At 40.5% G+C, this 16,717-nt stretch carries 19 protein-coding genes, 1 tRNA gene and 1 pseudogene; 16 read left to right on the top strand and 5 right to left on the bottom strand.

The window, feature by feature from the left end; genetic code table 11:
* The first annotated feature begins 237 nt into the window (after window positions 1-237).
* The 9 genes from nifE (at window position 238) to IQ228_RS07105 (ending at window position 6,249) form a co-directional block, all read left to right on the top strand.
* Complete coding sequence (gene nifE, locus IQ228_RS07145) at window positions 238-1,605, top strand: nitrogenase iron-molybdenum cofactor biosynthesis protein NifE (protein ID WP_027404274.1); 1,368 nt, start codon at window positions 238-240, stop codon at window positions 1,603-1,605.
* A 56-nt stretch (window positions 1,606-1,661) separates the two neighbouring features.
* Entirely contained in the window at window positions 1,662-2,990 is a 1,329-nt protein-coding gene (nifN, locus tag IQ228_RS07140; RefSeq protein ID WP_027404273.1) for a nitrogenase iron-molybdenum cofactor biosynthesis protein NifN, read from the top strand.
* 125 nt (window positions 2,991-3,115) lie between these two features.
* Window positions 3,116-3,535, top strand: a complete 420-nt coding sequence (gene nifX, locus IQ228_RS07135) for a nitrogen fixation protein NifX (RefSeq protein ID WP_027404272.1) — start codon at window positions 3,116-3,118, stop codon at window positions 3,533-3,535.
* Window positions 3,532-4,008, top strand: coding sequence for a NifX-associated nitrogen fixation protein (locus IQ228_RS07130; protein WP_228043739.1), 477 nt, complete (start codon window positions 3,532-3,534; stop codon window positions 4,006-4,008). The genes nifX and IQ228_RS07130 overlap by 4 nt, the downstream gene beginning before the upstream one ends.
* Window positions 4,009-4,070: 62 nt before the next feature.
* The gene (locus IQ228_RS07125; protein ID WP_027404270.1) at window positions 4,071-4,271 is read left to right on the top strand and encodes a CCE_0567 family metalloprotein; all 201 of its coding nucleotides are present in this window, start codon (window positions 4,071-4,073) and stop codon (window positions 4,269-4,271) included.
* Entirely contained in the window at window positions 4,268-4,585 is a 318-nt protein-coding gene (nifW, locus tag IQ228_RS07120) for a nitrogenase-stabilizing/protective protein NifW (protein WP_027404269.1), read from the top strand. Before IQ228_RS07125 ends, nifW begins: the two co-directional genes overlap by 4 nt.
* A gap of 10 nt (window positions 4,586-4,595) precedes the next feature.
* The gene (locus IQ228_RS07115) at window positions 4,596-5,378 is read left to right on the top strand and encodes a HesA/MoeB/ThiF family protein (RefSeq protein WP_193962508.1); all 783 of its coding nucleotides are present in this window, start codon (window positions 4,596-4,598) and stop codon (window positions 5,376-5,378) included.
* A gap of 62 nt (window positions 5,379-5,440) precedes the next feature.
* Window positions 5,441-5,809, top strand: coding sequence for an iron-sulfur cluster assembly accessory protein (locus IQ228_RS07110; protein WP_027404267.1), 369 nt, complete (start codon window positions 5,441-5,443; stop codon window positions 5,807-5,809).
* 140 nt (window positions 5,810-5,949) lie between these two features.
* The gene (locus tag IQ228_RS07105; RefSeq protein WP_027404266.1) at window positions 5,950-6,249 is read left to right on the top strand and encodes a 2Fe-2S iron-sulfur cluster-binding protein; all 300 of its coding nucleotides are present in this window, start codon (window positions 5,950-5,952) and stop codon (window positions 6,247-6,249) included.
* A gap of 344 nt (window positions 6,250-6,593) precedes the next feature.
* Here IQ228_RS07105 and IQ228_RS07100 read toward each other — a convergent pair.
* The 4 genes and pseudogenes from IQ228_RS07100 to glpX form a co-directional block, all read right to left on the bottom strand.
* Window positions 6,594-7,118, bottom strand: a pseudogene (locus tag IQ228_RS07100) (cation acetate symporter); the annotation flags it as partial.
* A gap of 9 nt (window positions 7,119-7,127) precedes the next feature.
* Window positions 7,128-7,379: a DUF4212 domain-containing protein gene (locus IQ228_RS07095; protein WP_027404082.1), complete on the bottom strand. Its 252-nt coding sequence runs from the start codon at window positions 7,377-7,379 to the stop codon at window positions 7,128-7,130.
* Window positions 7,380-7,622: 243 nt separating this feature from the next.
* The gene (locus IQ228_RS07090; RefSeq protein ID WP_027404081.1) at window positions 7,623-8,909 is read right to left on the bottom strand and encodes a glutamyl-tRNA reductase; all 1,287 of its coding nucleotides are present in this window, start codon (window positions 8,907-8,909) and stop codon (window positions 7,623-7,625) included.
* Window positions 8,910-9,305: 396 nt separating this feature from the next.
* The gene (glpX, locus tag IQ228_RS07085) at window positions 9,306-10,343 is read right to left on the bottom strand and encodes a class II fructose-bisphosphatase (protein WP_190383015.1); all 1,038 of its coding nucleotides are present in this window, start codon (window positions 10,341-10,343) and stop codon (window positions 9,306-9,308) included.
* 262 nt (window positions 10,344-10,605) lie between these two features.
* Here glpX and IQ228_RS07080 point away from each other — a divergent pair, with 262 nt between their 5' ends.
* Both IQ228_RS07080 and IQ228_RS07075 read left to right on the top strand, forming a co-directional pair.
* The gene (locus tag IQ228_RS07080; RefSeq protein ID WP_027404079.1) at window positions 10,606-11,163 is read left to right on the top strand and encodes a hypothetical protein; all 558 of its coding nucleotides are present in this window, start codon (window positions 10,606-10,608) and stop codon (window positions 11,161-11,163) included.
* Between the two features lie 78 nt (window positions 11,164-11,241).
* Window positions 11,242-11,883, top strand: coding sequence for a DUF3318 domain-containing protein (locus IQ228_RS07075; protein ID WP_027404078.1), 642 nt, complete (start codon window positions 11,242-11,244; stop codon window positions 11,881-11,883).
* A gap of 84 nt (window positions 11,884-11,967) precedes the next feature.
* Here IQ228_RS07075 and IQ228_RS07070 read toward each other — a convergent pair whose 3' ends face one another.
* The gene (locus IQ228_RS07070; protein ID WP_193962507.1) at window positions 11,968-12,144 is read right to left on the bottom strand and encodes a hypothetical protein; all 177 of its coding nucleotides are present in this window, start codon (window positions 12,142-12,144) and stop codon (window positions 11,968-11,970) included.
* Between the two features lie 484 nt (window positions 12,145-12,628).
* Here IQ228_RS07070 and IQ228_RS07065 point away from each other — a divergent pair, with 484 nt between their 5' ends.
* The 5 genes from IQ228_RS07065 to IQ228_RS07045 all read left to right on the top strand — a co-directional run bounded on the left by IQ228_RS07065 (window position 12,629) and on the right by IQ228_RS07045 (window position 16,203).
* Window positions 12,629-13,678, top strand: coding sequence for a sugar transferase (locus tag IQ228_RS07065; protein ID WP_027404077.1), 1,050 nt, complete (start codon window positions 12,629-12,631; stop codon window positions 13,676-13,678).
* 337 nt (window positions 13,679-14,015) lie between these two features.
* Window positions 14,016-14,453 (top strand): ribosome silencing factor, encoded by a 438-nt coding sequence (gene rsfS / locus IQ228_RS07060; protein ID WP_027404076.1) that lies wholly within the window; start codon window positions 14,016-14,018, stop codon window positions 14,451-14,453.
* A 5-nt stretch (window positions 14,454-14,458) separates the two neighbouring features.
* Complete coding sequence (locus tag IQ228_RS07055) at window positions 14,459-14,959, top strand: CGLD27 family protein (RefSeq protein WP_027404075.1); 501 nt, start codon at window positions 14,459-14,461, stop codon at window positions 14,957-14,959.
* Between the two features lie 153 nt (window positions 14,960-15,112).
* Window positions 15,113-16,066: an asparaginase gene (locus IQ228_RS07050; protein WP_193962506.1), complete on the top strand. Its 954-nt coding sequence runs from the start codon at window positions 15,113-15,115 to the stop codon at window positions 16,064-16,066.
* A 60-nt stretch (window positions 16,067-16,126) separates the two neighbouring features.
* Window positions 16,127-16,203, top strand: a tRNA-Met gene (locus IQ228_RS07045).
* Window positions 16,204-16,717: the final 514 nt, after the last annotated feature.

The raw sequence follows: 16,717 nt of genomic DNA, 5'->3' as shown, positions 1-16,717 counted from the left end.
AATATATCCTGTGGTAATCCTAAATTATTTGTGAGATATTTCTCACTTATTCTCTATTACAGCAACTTTCTATTATCCTTTCTGTAGAGACACAAACCCAGAAATAGATAATGCTGTAAACAGTTCCACAAATAATTTTTATTAATTTGAAATATTTTTGTCACAATCATCATCTTGATGATTAACTTGAAGCAAGATTTGTCATGGTAGTAAACTCCATCTAGCACGAGAATAAAAATGAAAGTCACCCAAAGCAAAATTAACGAACTTCTGAGTGAATCAGGATGCGAACATAATCAAAAGAAACAGGGAGAAAAGAAAAATAAATCTTGTACCCAACAAGCCCAACCTGGCGCGGCTCAAGGTGGTTGTGCCTTTGATGGAGCGATGATTGCTTTAGTTCCTATTACTGATGCTGCTCACTTGGTACATGGTCCGATCGCTTGCGCCGGCAATTCCTGGGGAAGTCGTGGTAGTCTGTCTTCAGGTCCAATGCTTTATAAGACAGGTTTTACTACCGATGTGGGTGAAAATGATGTAATTTTCGGTGGCGAGAAAAAGCTTTATAAGGCGATTTTAGAAGTTAATGAAAATTACAAACCTGCGGCGGTTTTTGTTTATGCCACCTGCGTTACAGCCTTAATTGGTGATGATATTGATGCTGTTTGTAAGGTAGCAGCCGAAAAAACTGGAACTCCGGTAATTCCTGTGATTGCTCCCGGATTTATTGGCAGCAAAAACTTAGGTAATCGCTTTGGTGGTGAGGCTTTACTAGAATATGTAGTCGGTACTGCTGAACCGGAATATACTACACCCTATGATATTAATATCATCGGTGAGTACAATATTGCCGGGGAAATGTGGGGGGTTTTAAGTTTATTTGAAAAGTTAGGAATTCGGGTTTTATCGAAAATTACTGGTGATGCTCGTTATGAAGAAGTGCGTTATGCTCACCGGGCTAAATTAAATGTGATGATCTGCTCACGAGCGCTCTTAAATATGGCGCGAAAAATGGAGGAACGTTATGGAATTCCTTACATTGAAGAGTCATTTTATGGAATTAGAGATATTAATCGTTGTCTGCGAACTGTAGCTGCTAAATTAGGTGATCCTGATTTGCAGGAACGCACAGAAAAACTTATTGCTGAAGAAACTGCGGCTTTGGATATTGCCCTTGCTCCCTATCGAGCCAAGTTGAAAGGAAAGCGTATTGTTCTCTATACTGGCGGTGTGAAAAGTTGGTCAATTATTTCCGCTGCGAAGGATTTGGGAATTGAAGTTGTGGCGACTAGCACGCGCAAAAGTACAGAAGAAGATAAAGCGAAAATCAAAAATTTGTTGGGTAATGATGGGATCATGTTGGAGAAGGGGAACGCCACAGAACTCCTGAAATTAATTCAAGAAACTAACGCAGATATGCTTATTGCTGGGGGCAGAAATCAATATACTGCTCTCAAAGCCAGAATTCCCTTTTTAGATATTAACCAAGAACGTCATCATCCCTACGCCGGTTATGTGGGCATGGTGGAAATGGCGCGGGAGTTGACTGAGGCTTTATATAGTCCTGTGTGGGAGCAAATTCGGAAGCCAGCACCTTGGGAGTAATTGTCTCACGCAAAGGCGCAAAGATGGGAAGTTTATAATTTATGAAAGATTAATTTATGGCGATCGCAATTATTCCAGAAAAGTCTGTGACTGTAAACCCCCTCAAACAAAGTCAGGCTTTAGGTGCTTCTTTGGCTTTTTTGGGTTTGAAGGGAACTATGCCTTTATTTCATGGTTCTCAGGGTTGTACGGCGTTTGCAAAAGTGGTTTTGGTTCGACATTTTCGGGAAGCAATTCCTCTTGCTACTACTGCAATGACGGAAGTTACTACTATTTTGGGTGGTGAGGAAAATGTTGAGCAAGCTATTCTCACTTTGGTGGAAAAGGTACAACCGGAAATTATTGGTTTGTGTACCACTGGCTTAACAGAAACTAGGGGTGATGATATGGAAATGTTCTTGAAGGATATTCGAGAACGTCATCCTGAACTTAATCATTTAGCCATTATTTTTGCTCCCACTCCCGATTTTAAAGGTGCATTGCAAGACGGTTTTGCAGTTGCGGTAGAAAGTATAGTTAAAGAAATTCCCAAAGCCGGGGGAATCAAACCAGAACAAATCACAGTTTTAGCTGGTTCTGCGCTCACTCCCGGAGATGTGCTGGAAATTCGAGAAATTGTCACAGCTTTTGGTTTAGAACCAATCTTTGTTCCTGATTTGGGAGCTTCTTTAGATGGACATTTGGAAGATGGTTATACTCCTATAACTGCTAGTGGTACAACCCTCAAACAATTGCGTTCTTTAGGCAGTTCAGCTTTTACCTTAGCATTAGGTGAAAGTATGTTAGGGGCGGCGCAAATTTTAGAGGAACGCTTTGGAACAAGTTATCAAGTATTTAGAGATTTAACAGGATTAGAACCTGTAGATCAATTTCTGCAAAAGTTATCTTTATTAAGTGGAAATCCCGTTCCTGAAAAATATCGCCGTCAACGTCGGCAATTGCAAGACGCAATGTTAGATACTCACTTTTATTTTAGTTCCAAACGAGTATCTTTAGCTTTAGAACCAGATTTGTTGTGGACTATAGTTGGATTTTTGCAATCAATGGGGGCGGAAATTCACAATGCTGTCACCACAACTCGTTCCCCATTACTTGAAATACTTCCTATCAAGAATGTCACCATTGGTGATTTAGAGGATTTTGAAAAATTGGCGTTAGGTTCTGATTTATTAATCGGAAATTCCAACGTAAATACCATCTCTAAACGCCTTTCAATTCCCCTCTATCGTTTAGGTATTCCTATCTATGACCGATTAGGAAACGGGCTATTTACCAAAGTAGGCTATCGCGGTACTATCGAACTTCTTTTTGGCATGGGAAACCTATTTATAGAACAAGAAGAATCATCAATGATGAACCAATGGTCATCAGTAATCAACAAATAACACCTGATACCATTTTTTCTATCTCTGTGTCCTCTGTGCCTCTGTGGTTCGTTCATCTTAATTCAGAATAATTAGTATGACAACCGACCACCAACAACTGACAACTGACAACCAACAAAGGACAAATGAAAGTGAAAATTGCTTTTACGACAACTGACCGAATTCATGTTAATGCTCACTTTGGTTGGGCTAAGGAAATTGATGTTTATGAAATTTCCGACAACGGATATGAATTCATAGAAACTCTCAAGTTTGAAGGTGATCTCAAAGAAGATGGTAATGAAGATAAAATTACCCCCAAACTACAAGCACTGAATGATTGCACAATTGTTTATGTTGTCGCTATTGGTGGTAGTGCAGCCGCTCGTTTAATTAAAAAGAGTGTAACCCCAGTTAAGGCTAAATCTGAAGAGGAAAAGATTGAAGATATTCTCAACAAATTAGTTAAAACTCTCAAGGGTAATCCTCCACCTTGGTTACGGAAAGCTTTAGTCCAGAAAAAACTTAGTTTTGCTGAAGAACTTGAAAACGAAGCAACATTATGAGTATGAATGATGTGAATGGAACTGGTAACAATTCAGAGGTAGTTTTAACGCCTTTCCATAAATCATTAGTTCAACAAATCCGGGCGCAAGATAGCTATGGTTTTTACCGGAGTTGGAGTGATGAGTTAATCCTAAAACCCTATGTTGTTACTAAACAAAAGAAACGGGAAATTTCCGTAGAAGGTGAAATTGATCCCGCTACAATTTCTCGTATTAATGCCTTTTTTCGGGCTATAGCTGCCAGTATTGAAAAGGAAACTGGACTCATTTCCAACGTAGTTGTTGAACTAGGACATGAGGGTTTCGGCTGGGCTTTAATATTTTCTGGACGCTTATTATTAGCGGTAAAAACTTTACGTGATGCTCATCGTTTTGGTTTTGATTCCTTCGAGAAATTAGACGAAGAAGGCACAAAGTTTGTTGAGAAGGGAATTGATTTAGCCAAACGTTTCCCCGAAGTAGGCAATCTTTAATACTTGGGGACTGGGGACTGGGCAAAAATTACCAATTACCAATTACCAATCACCAATCACCAATGACAATTGAGGAAATCACCAACAAGATTAAAAAGCTAAATAGCAAAGCAGGTCAAATGAAAATGGATCTGCATGATTTAGCGGAAGGACTGCCAACAGATTACCACAAACTGATGGATGTTGCTGCTGCTACTTATGAAATCTACTGTCAGTTAGATGGACTCAAGCAAAAACTCAAAAAAATGGAGAATTCTAAATGAGTACCAATATTGATGAATTCAAGAAGCTCGTAGACGCGGAAGAGTTTTTTATCTTTTTTAAACTGCCCTATGACCAAAAATTTGTAAATGTTAATCGTTTACATATTTTGAAAAAGTTCTCTCAGTTCATGAGTCAAATTGATGATAGTTATCCCCAGATAAGTGACCAAGAAAGATTAGAAAAATATTGTATTGCTTTGCAACAGGCTTATCAGGTGTTTATAGAATCTACACCTCATGAACAAAAGCTGTTCAAGGTGTTTAATGATAAGCGGAAAAATGTAGTTACCCTGACAGAAATCACCTCAGATTAGGAGTTAAAAAGTGATCAACCTAACGCCTACCGAATTAGAACGCTATAGTCGTCAAATGATGCTTCCTAATTTTGGCGAATTAGCTCAAAAACGCCTGAAATCAGCGACTGTTTTGGTGTCGGGTGTGGGTGGATTAGGCGGTACGGCGGCGCTTTACCTAGCAGTAGCGGGCATTGGGCGGCTAATCCTAGTCCGGGGTGGTGATTTGCGGCTGGATGATATGAATCGTCAGGTTTTGATGACTGATGACTGGGTGGGTAAACCTAGAGTATTTAAAGCCCAAGAAACACTCAAAGCCATCAATCCCGATGTCCAAGTGGATGTAATTCATGATTACATTACCGCTGAAAATGTAGATGAGTTGGTGCAGTCGGCGGATATGGCTTTGGATTGCGCTCATAATTTCACTGAACGCAATTTGTTAAATGAAGCCTGTGTGCGCTGGCGTAAGCCAATGGTAGAGGCAGCTATGGATGGAATGGAGGCTTATCTCACCACGATTATTCCTGGTGTTACGCCTTGTTTATCCTGTCTGTTTCCAGAAAAGCCTGATTGGGATCGGCGCGGGTTTTCTGTGCTGGGGGCGGTTTCTGGGACCTTGGCTTGTTTGACGGCTTTGGAAGCGGTGAAACTCATTACTGGTTTTAGTCAACCGCTGTTGTCAGAGTTGCTGACGATTGACTTGAACAGAATGGAATTTGCTAAACGTCGTTCTCACCGCGATCGCAATTGTCAAGTCTGCGGTAATACTGCCCCTTGGAGATATTCCCAATCTCAAACTGCAACGGTTTAAAGTACCACTTTTTCAAAATCCACATCCCAAATCAGAATATTCGCTACAGAATAGGAAACAAAATGACTGTTACTTTAACAGAAAAGGCTGAATTTCGTCTCTGGGCATTTTTAAAAGGTTCTGCAACCGAAGACGCTAAAAAGGGTGTCCGCATCTCGGTTAAAGATGGTGGTTGCAGCGGCTATGAATATGGCATCGAAATTACCAGTAAGCCCCAACCTGATGATGTCGTATCTCAACAAGGAAATGTGTTGATTTACGTTGATGCTAAAAGTGCGCCGTTATTAGCAGGTGTGGTAGTTGATTTTGTTGAGGGAGTCATGGATAGCGGTTTCAAGTTTTCCAATCCCAATGCAACTGATACCTGCGGTTGTGGCAAGTCTTTTAAAACCAATGATGGTACTCCCACAGGTGTACCTTGTGGACAATAGTTCTATAGCAGGTGACAGGGAACAGGTGACAGGTGACAGTGCTAAAAGTCTTTTATTTATTATTAGTTAATGTCCTCACCTCCTTGTCCGTTGCTGTAACTCAAAAGCTCACTTCATTAATCTTTGAGGAAAATTGAAAAATGGCAACTTATCAAGTAAGATTGATCAACAAAAAAGAAGATTTAGACACTACAGTTGAAATTGACGAAGACACCACAATTCTCGAAGGAGCAGAAGAAGCTGGTATTGAATTACCTTTTTCCTGTCACTCTGGCGCTTGTTCTAGCTGTGTAGGTAAGGTTGTTGAAGGTGAAATCAATCAAGACGATCAATCATTCCTAGATGATGAGCAAATGGGCAAAGGATTCGCTTTATTGTGTGTTACCTATCCTCGTTCTAACTGCACAATCAAAACCCACCAAGAACCTTATCTTGCTTAATACAATATCTGTAGGGGTTTAGCAATGTTAAACCCTTTCATTTTCAACAATGATGGAGGATGTTTATCATCTTTCATCATTTCAATTTTCGCTTTTTATTTTGATAATACAATGTTTATTCCTTTTAGTATTATGGGTTGTTCTTTAGAATTGTTGAAATCTGGAGATTGTGGGATAGTTACTAGTGTGTTAATTCTGTGAATCCTTTACCCGTAAGACTTCATGCAAGTTCCGTGTCAGAAATATTTGCGGATTTAAGGTTTCAGGCTTTCAGGGATTCTTTTTTCTATCACACTTTCTGCATGAAGGAAATTTCTGGTTTGTCTGTCAAAATTAACACACTAGGTAATGCCTTTCATTCCTCCCAAAACTGAGAAAAAGCCGACAATGATCATGCCCATGATGACACCAGTATTCACGTCTACTTGTAAAAAGCGACTGAAGACAATTCCCACACCCCGCATTTGTCCAGCGACGTAGGTGAGAGAAATGAAAATAGCTGCAACTACCGCCACCAAACGAGCTATATTGGAGTAATAGCGATCGCCTACAAAATCAGGGACTGTATATTTACCAAATTTCCGTAAATAGGGTGCTAATAATAATGCTAGTAAAACATATCCACCAGTCCAACCCATCAAATAAATAGAACCGTCATATCCCAAAAACGAAATCAACCCGGCCATAGAAATAAAGGAAGCCGCAGACATCCAATCAGCCGCAGTGGCAGCACCATTAGCAATTGCGGGTATTCCCTGACCGGCAATAAAAAAGTCTTTAGTATTTTCTACTCGTGATTGCCAACCAATGTAAATGTAAAGTACAAAAGAGAGGCCAACTAATATAATCGTCCAAAGTTCAACCGACATTGTTTATCCTCACTTCTTATTGTACTTCTGGTCTAATTTATCCATTCGGAAAGCATAAATAAAAATTAATACCACAAAAACTAAAATTGATCCTTGTTGCGCCATCCAAAAACCAAAGGGAACACCAAAAAACCGAATTACATTTAACTGTTGAACCAGCAATATACTAAAAACCACGGAGACTAAAGCCCAAACAATTAAAAGATTTCTAATTAAGTTCGTATTAGCACGCCAATAAGCGCGACGCTGATTTTCTTCCATTTTTCTTTGATGATCATTGCATCACAGATGATATCACCAAGACCAGATAATACTGCATTATTTGAATAATTTTTTGTAAAGTTTTATATAGTTGATAAGTAGCTAGTACCGTACTGCGTAAGTGAATGAACCATTTTCAATCGTCAAAAAGCTTACTCAATAAAGCCAACTTAAAATTAAACCCCCAGTAAAACAGGGAACAATCCCAGGAATGGCATAACATTTCCCTGTTTCTTGATAATTTCAGCTAAACTGTTCCTCAGCGTCCAAATTAAACAACATTTGCAGAGTTTGCATACATCGTCTTCTAGCTTCCACATCTTGCTGGGCGCGTAATTGCACCATCGGATCATGCAAAATCTTATTTACTATTCCTCTTGTCAAAGCCTCAATTACCTCTTGATGCTTTTCGCCAAATTCTGAACCCAAACGAGATAAAGCCTTTTCTAATTCCTGTTCGCGGATAGTTTCTATTTTATTGCGTAAAGAACTAATAGTAGATACAGTTTCTAAACTCCGCCACCAAATATCAAAAGCTTCAACTTCTTCATCTAAAATCTTCTCAGCTTCCTGTGCCATTTGGCGGCGGCTTTCATGATTTTGCGCCACAACTGCTTTCAAATCATCAACATTAAAAGCCTTAACATTCGGCAAATCATTCACATCTGCATCCACATTCCGGGGGACAGAAATATCAAATATCATCAATTTTTGACTGGGTTCTAACACTGTTTCTAACTTCACCCGATCTAAAATGGGTTCAGTTGAAGACGTGCTAGTAAATACCATGTCACTAGCGGCAATAACTGTCATTATTTCTGGCAGCAAATGGATTTGAATAGGTTGTTCTGGGAACAACTTTGCTAATTCTTCAGCCCTGCCGCGGGAACGATTAACAATACTAATTTGAGTTGCACCTTTAGAAATCAGGTGTTGTACAAGTAACCGGGACATTTTCCCAGCACCGAGAATAGACACACGATTTGTAGATAAATTTTCTACTTTCATCTGTGCCAATTCTACAGCAGCCGAACTGATAGAAACCGCACCAGTCCCAATACTGGTTTCGGTGCGAACCCGTTTACCCGCTGTTAAAGCTTGTTTAAATAAGCGATTTAAAATGGTTTTGATGCCATTAAATTGTTGTCCCAGTTTGTGGGTATTTTTAACTTGAGCGAGAATTTGACCTTCACCCAAAACCAGACTATCCAAACCACCAGCAACCCTTAAAATATGGGTGACGGCATCAACATGGAGCAACATAAATAGATGATGCCGTAAAGACATAATCGGCAGCTTGCTATGTTCAGAAAGAAACTGAGTCACTTCATGAATACCCTGGGTAGTCTCCTGGCTAACAATATAAATTTCTAAGCGGTTACAAGTGCTGAGAATAGCAACTTCATCAACATGAGGATAACTGAGAAGTTGGGCGATCGCTCTTTCGATTTGAGGTTCAGGAATACTTAATTTTTCTCTAACTTCGACTGGGGCTGTTTTATGGCTTAACCCCACCACTGCAATATTCATTTCTTAAATAGATAATTGGTTAGGTGTCAGTTGTTCGTTGTCAGTTGTCAGTTGTCAATTGTCAGTTGTTAGTAGACTATCAAGAACTGATTGACGGATATAAATTGACCAAAAACTATAAAACACAAAGTTTTTAGATTTTTACAACCTGTCAACAGATTTTGGATTAACTCCACCAAACAAGTGTGGAGATTGAGGATTTTAGATTGGCGTTAGCGAAGCGTACGCAGCGCAGCGAGTATTTTTGATTAATTCCGCCCTGGAGGGGCGGGTAACCTGTACCGAAAATTCCCAATCCAAAATCTAAAATCCAAAATCTGAGATTTTTCGGTCAAATTTACTTTGACAGACCACTAATAACAAGGGACTAATGACCACTGACTACTGACTTAATTACTAACGCAGTTGGATATTCTTAGGTTCGTCCGACAAGTGAACTGTATCCACAAACCGAGCGGTTTTGGATTGACTAGAAATAACCAAGCTTTGGGTTCTAGCACCACCGTGGAAGAAGCGCACACCATCCATCAAAGTTCCAGGAGTAATACCGCAACCAGCAAATAGCACTGTTTCACCAGAAGCTAATTCATTAGCGTTATAAACTCTGTCTCCGTCAGTAATACCCATTTCATTTAAACGGGCTAGATTACCTTCTCTGCTTTCGCCAATCAAGCCAGTTTGGACAACTTCTGGATCATAGATTAATTGTCCTTGGAAGTGTCCACCTAAGCAGCGTAAAGCCGCAGCAGAAATTACACCTTCGGGTGCAGCACCAATACCCATCAAAGCATGAATATTAGTACCAGAGAAAGCGCAACAGATAGCAGCAGAAACGTCACCATCACTGATCAGTCTAACTCTTGCGCCAGCGGTGCGGATTTCTTGAATGAGTTCTTTGTGACGGGGACGATCCATCACTACTACTACCAATTCTTCCACAGCCCGGTTTAAGCACTCAGAAAGAATTTTCAGGTTTTCTGTAGCAGACTTATTGATATCAACATGACCTCTAGCGGCCGCTGGTGCTGCGAGTTTCTTCATGTAGAAGTCAGGAGCAGCAAATAAACCGCCCTTTTCAGAAATTGCCAAAACTGCCATTGAGCCATTTTGACCATAAGCAACTAGGTTAGTACCTTCGCAAGGGTCAACAGCAATATCAATTTCTACAAGCTCATTAACATTACAGAAATTTGCCGCATCAGGTCTGGTGCAAATACCAACTTCTTCGCCAATGTAAAGCATGGGAGCTTCGTCCCGTTCGCCTTCACCGATAACGATGCGACCACGCATATGGATTTTGTTCATCCGTTCGCGCATCGCTTCCACTGCTACTTGGTCAGCAATGTTCTTTTCGCCCTTACCCATCCACTTAGAAGAAGCGATCGCCGCTTGCTCAACCACTTCTATAATCTCTAACCCAAGTGTATTTTCCACGAGTATCCCCTTTAAATTACTTGTCTTAGCGTCGTTTTCTTAGCTATTTCAGTTTTTAAGTTTACCAAAGTGCGGATACATATTAGAAAAAGTCTGGAATACCAACTATGTTAAGTTTTGCAACTAAGGCAACTCCGACTGTATCAATACAAATGTATTAATGCAGTTGAGGCAGAAATTACAGCAATAATTGAGTAAATGCGCCTAGCGGGTTAAAATAGATTTGGTGACAGCCTCTTGTACTGTTCCTTACGAGGCTTTTATGGCAGCAAATCTCAAACAAATAGCCAAGTATCTAGATAATCTTGGTTGGGACTACCGTATTGATGAAAAAGAAGACCGGATTATTACAGGTGTTGAAGCGGAAAATATCGAAGATTTTCTGATAGTTGTCCAACTGGACGAGGAAGGAAAATTTTTTCGGCTGTTTGCACCCCAAGTTTTAGCGGAAGTAAAAGACCATCCCCATAAAGATGCTATCCTCCAGACGATGCTGGCTATTTCCTGGGAAACCAAAATGCTGCAATGGGAATATGATCCATCCGATGGTGAAATCCGCGCTATCATCGAATTTCCCCTGGAAGACTCCATGCTCACTGAGAGACAATTTAACCGTTGTCTGAGCGGATTAATCCAAATTGTGGATACCATTGCCCTACCGCGTTTGCAAGAGGTAATGGAAACAGGAGAAGATCCGGGAAATTTAGACTTAGGAGAAAGATTATTGTTGAGTATTCAAGAACAAGCTCCTGGATTATTAGAACTCCTAGAAAAAGCTATGGAAGCGCGGAAAAAGCGCGGTAGTTTTGCCGATGATTAAGGCGGATAACTACTGAAATCGCTAGACTGCAAAGTGATAACCTGATCATATACTGAAATTTTGTAAGGCTGGATTTTTATGACATCCTATGCAACCTCCTCTGCTAAAGCAGAAATGAGTGAACTCCGGCGGTTAAAAAGCCTATTACCCCCAGAATTGCAAAGTTGGGTAACAGTTGAAGGCACAATAGAAGTTAATCCATCCCTGATTCGTTGTGAAGAAATTGGCAAAGACCAAGTAGAAATTCAAATTGACTTGGTCAAGTGGGATGCTCTCGCAATGGATCAGCGCAATTTGCTGTTTTGGCACGAAGTTGCTCGCATTCAAAATGACACAATTCCCAAAGATGGTTGGGAAATGGCAGCACTAGCTATTGGTTTAGGTGGTGCTGTAGGTGAGTTATGGGTACAAGATGGATTATTGCTAGTATTAGCTTTGGCACTTTGTGGTGTGTCCGGTTGGCGATTATATCAAAAAAATAATGGTGGTAAACAAGTTAAAGAATTGCTAGATGCAGACGAAAAAGCGATCGCTCTAGCAACCCGCTTTGGCTATAGTTTACCTAACGCCTATAAAAGTCTTGGTAGTGCCTTAAAAACTTTGGTGGAAAACACTCCTAGCAAACGTCAGCGTTCTCGATATGAAGCCAGACTTTCTGCTCTCAAACGGAGCGCCAACAAAGCTAAAACTAAATCGAGGAATGAGGATTCTAGTCTTTGACACTCTCAGCGGCTTTAGCCACTGAGCTTTACGCTTACCGGATATTCCTGTAAAATCTTCATAGCTAGTACCGCAAAACGAAAGTCAAAAGTCAAAGGTCAAAAGTAATATTGAGCAAGCTTTTTGACGATTGAGAATGGTTGGTTCATTTACGCCCTGCGGTACCAGTGGCTTGGGTGTTGTCCACCAAGCATATAGATTTATATTCCTGACTTCTTCACGCCATATTAAAACTTTATCAAACTTTCTTATTTCGCTCATCAAAAATTTTTAAATAATCTAATCGCTGCAATATTTTATAATTTAGAAAGTCACAGATTACAAAAATACCGGAATCCCATCATTGACCTTCGCAACTAATAAAACTGCCCATTCTAACTTTTGAACAACTGTACTTTGGAAGACAATTATTTTTACAAATACCTCTAATTTAGTGTTAGAGACATTTGTAAAATACATTGAGGAAATCAAAAATCTCTAGGGGCAGGGTTTTCATACTCTTGATTGTATCACAGCCGATTTCTTTTCCTTTTGGGGAAATTCTAAATACCTACATACGGAGTTTAAATAAATCCGACATATTCACAACAGCAAAAACTTTGTAAATCGCTGTTATTGTGAAGCTTGATTGATGATATTTTCTCTAATCGTTAAAAATCTATCAACTTGTGATTCATCAGACAGATTAAAGGTAAGGTTAATTGTTTTTCTAAAGCAAAATAACGTTGAGAAAATTAGATTATATATGGCAACTAAAGTCCAGAGTTTTATGAGTAGCCAACCCATATCAGTAGATTTTTTAGTGACTTATTTAGAAGACGCAGCAATCTTGGAAGTTCCAGTCAGGTTAACCGTGCTGGAAGCTGTCAATTTTAAACAAACTTGCCAAAACTTAATTCAAGCGGATGTCCCACCTGGGCAAATTTTTATTGATTTTCAAAATACTACTTTTATGGACAGTAGTGGTTTAGGTTCTTTAGTCAGTAACTTTAAAAATTCTCAAGAAAAGGGAATTAAAGTAACATTGCGTCATGTGACACCCCAAGTCATGGCAGTTTTAAATCTGACGGGACTAGATCAGGTATTTCCCATTGAGTCTCTTCATGACCTCACATTAATAGCAACAGGTGATTTAACAGATACCAGAAAAAATAATTCTCGCAAAGTAGATCCACTTCCCCAAACTCATAACTCCGTAGCATCTTGGATGAAACGGGCTATTGATATTGTGGGATCATTGGTGGGATTAATAATTACATCTGTTTTATTTATTCCCATAGCGATCGCCATTCAAATTGATGATCCCGGTCCGATTTTATTTCAGCAAACCCGTTGTGGCTGGATGGGTAAGCGGTTTGCAATTTGGAAATTTCGCTCTATGTGTGTAGATGCCGAAGCCAGAAAATCCCAAATCAAAAACCAAGCCGAAGGTGCTTTCTTTAAAAACGACAATGATCCCCGAATTACTAAAGTAGGTAAATTTTTACGCCGTACCAGTCTCGATGAACTACCTCAATTTTGGAATGTTCTCAAAGGGGAAATGAGTTTAGTCGGGACTCGACCACCTACACCTGATGAAGTAGAACGCTACGAAGTCCCAGAATGGCAACGTTTGGACGTTAAACCTGGCATGACTGGGGAATGGCAGGTTAACGGTCGCTCTAAAGTGCGGAGTTTTGAAGATGTGATTCGTTTAGATTTACAGTATCAGCAAAATTGGACTTTAGTTTACGATTTAAAGTTAATTTTCAAAACCATTGCCATTTTGTTTAATAAAAACAGTGGGGCTGTTTAGATTATCTACTCCTAAACTAAATTTACAAATTTATCTATGTAATTTACCCAAGTCATCAATCGGCTTGGGCTTATTTTTATGAAAGGGAACAGGAAGCAACAGAGAACAGGAAAACTCAGCCGCTTCCAAGGGGCAGTGTTGCCACCAATCCAGAAAAATATGGCTTTGCAGCTAATTTGTCTCTTTTTTTCCGCCTTCCCCGTTCCCCTTGTTCAGAAAGTAATCAACTGTAGAATATGTTACTATTTAGAGAAAACCTATTCATACAATTGCAGTTCAGATATTTGTAAGCAAGTTGAATAAGTATTTGCTTCCATGAAAACATACATGAGGTTTAATGACTGAATCTTTAAGAGGGAATTTCCCATTGACAAAAAACGCTGTGAGCAAACCTAAAACTGACACAGAAGCTACAAGCAAAAATTTAGCTTTAACCATTGCTGAGGCGGCTTTAGACCGCAAGGCTGTAGAAATCGTCCTGCTTGATGTGGCAGAAATTTCTTACCTGTCCGATTACTTTGTGATGATGACTGGTTACTCTAAAGTACAAGTAAGAGCGATCGCTGACGCAATTGCCGGACAAGTAGAAATTGACTGGCAACGACGACCCCTCAGAACCGAAGGAAAAGCCGAGGGAACTTGGGTACTCCAAGATTATGGTGATGTTATCGTCCATATCATGATGCCAAGGGAACGGGAGTTTTATAATTTAGAAGCGTTCTGGGGACACGCGGAACGTATTCCACTACCAAACTCCGATAATGTTGGGGGTTAACCAATATGATGCGATCCTCTCTAGCGAATTGCCCAGTTCCTACGGAACAACAACCGCTGAATGAGTACGAAGAGCTAAAAAATGCTTGGCTATTTCGAGATAGTACCCTAAGTTGGGGTAACTACACCAAAAAAATGTTTTGGATTTGGGCTTGGTCTTGGTTAATAGCCGGACCTGTGGCAGCAGCCAGCTTTCCTCCCCAAAAGCAGATTTTTAATTTTCTTCTTTGTGGATCTGGTGCTGCTAGTGTAACTGTAGTGCTAGTATTGGTACGGTTATATTTAGGTTGGTTCTATGTGCGCGATCGCCTTTACAGTCCCACCGTATTTTATGAAGAATCTGGTTGGTACGACGGACAAACCTGGACAAAACCCCAAGAAGTCATGAGCCGCGATCGCCTAATTGTTACCTACGAAATCAAACCCATTTTCCAACGCTTGCAAATTACCTTTGCCGCCTTGGCTCTAATGTATCTTATTGGTACTATAGTTTGGCATTTCTTGTAAATACTTATTAGTCATTAGTCATTAGTCATTAGTAAAACAACGGACAACCGACAACTGACAACTGACAACTGACAACTGACAACTGACAACTGACAACTGACAACTGACCACTGACCACTGACCACTGACAATTCACAAAATAGATATAAACCCATGACAATGGGAAAACGAACTCAAGCCGCAGCACTGGAAGTCCGGTTGCTGCGTGAAGGTATTATCGAATCTCGGCATATAGTCCAGGCTGTAGTTAGTGATGACCGGGGACGGGTACTTTCCGTTGCTGGTAACGCTGAAACCGCCGCATTTGTCCGTTCTGCCCTCAAACCATTTCAAGCCCTGGCTGTCACCAGCACAGGCACAATGGAACGCTATGGTTTGAGCGATCGAGACTTAGCAATCATCACCAGTTCCCACAAAGGCAGCATGGAACAGGTGAGACAGGTATTTAACATTCTGTGGCGGGCAGATATTGACATCAATTCCCTGCATTGCCCAATCCCTAAAGATAAACGTAGTTCTCTAGAATATAACTGCTCTGGTAAACACGCGGGAATGTTAGCTGTTTGTCAGCAACGCCATTGGCCATTAACTAACTATTTGGATCGTAAACACCCAGTCCAACAGTTAATTATTACTAAAATAGCCGAATTGTTGCGAATGCCAGCGGAAGAATTTCTCACCGCCCATGATGACTGCGGCGCACCCACATATCTAATGCAACTCAGTCAAATGGCATCCTTGTATGCCATCTTAGCCTCTAGTAATAATGTAGACATGGAACGTATTGTCCGCGCCATGAATCATCACCCCACAATGATAGCAGGTGAAGGGGAATTTGATACAGAATTGATGCGTCTAACTCCTGGTGAACTGGTTAGTAAATCTGGGGCAGAAGGAGTACAGTGTATAGGCAGACTTGGTGAAGGCATGGGATTAGCTATTAAAGTCATGGATGGCTCAAAACGCGCTAAATATGCCGTAGCTATTCACATCCTCCAGCAAATGGGTTGGATTACTCCCAGCGTTGCCCAAAGCCTGTCTGAGAAATTTATGAACCTGGGGAAATACAAGCGTTTGGAAGTAATTGGAGAATTATCGCTTTTGTAGTTGACAAACTTTTGACTTCGCGCTATATTAAAGAAGTCGAGAGAAAAGCGACACAAGCGACGCGGGATAGAGCAGCCTGGTAGCTCGTCGGGCTCATAACCCGAAGGTCAGTGGTTCAAATCCACTTCCCGCCACCAAATTAAAAAATGAATCCCTGTAATCTTCCAAGGTTGCAGGGATTTGTTTTATGAAAAAAGGAGTCAGGAGTATCTCGTTTCCAGTCTCTGACCAGGAATGCTATCAAGAGGCTCTGCCCCCACTATACCTTGAAGGCCATTGGTGTCAACTTAAGTTAGAAATGGCTTATCCGTTTGCTTCCACACCCGTCCAGAAATGATAGCGTGGCGTGGCTTTAGGGACTTACAATTAAAAAAATACCCAAAAATTTCTTGTGGTGCGGGACGAATTGCCCGCTAATCATCAAGGACAGGCAGGATGCCCATCCCACAAAATTGGGTAATTTATTTTTGGTGTTCCCTTAGCCATATTTCAGGGCTAATAGCCAAAGTATAGTGACGTACTCGACACACTCCCTTTCAGGTGAGTGTGGGCTTCTCAGTGACTCCTCTATGAGGACATTAACTGAGCTTTAAGACCGTGCGCCCCACGGTTCTTTGGTTTTGAGATTTGTTTTTTGTTTTGTAGGCTGCA

It is taken from the genome of Dolichospermum sp. LEGE 00246 (assembly GCF_015207865.1).
GTDB classification, from domain to species: Bacteria; Cyanobacteriota; Cyanobacteriia; order Cyanobacteriales; family Nostocaceae; genus Dolichospermum; species Dolichospermum heterosporum.
The sequence above is the reverse complement of the archived record's forward strand: the minus strand, read 5'-3'. Positions and strand labels throughout refer to the sequence as shown.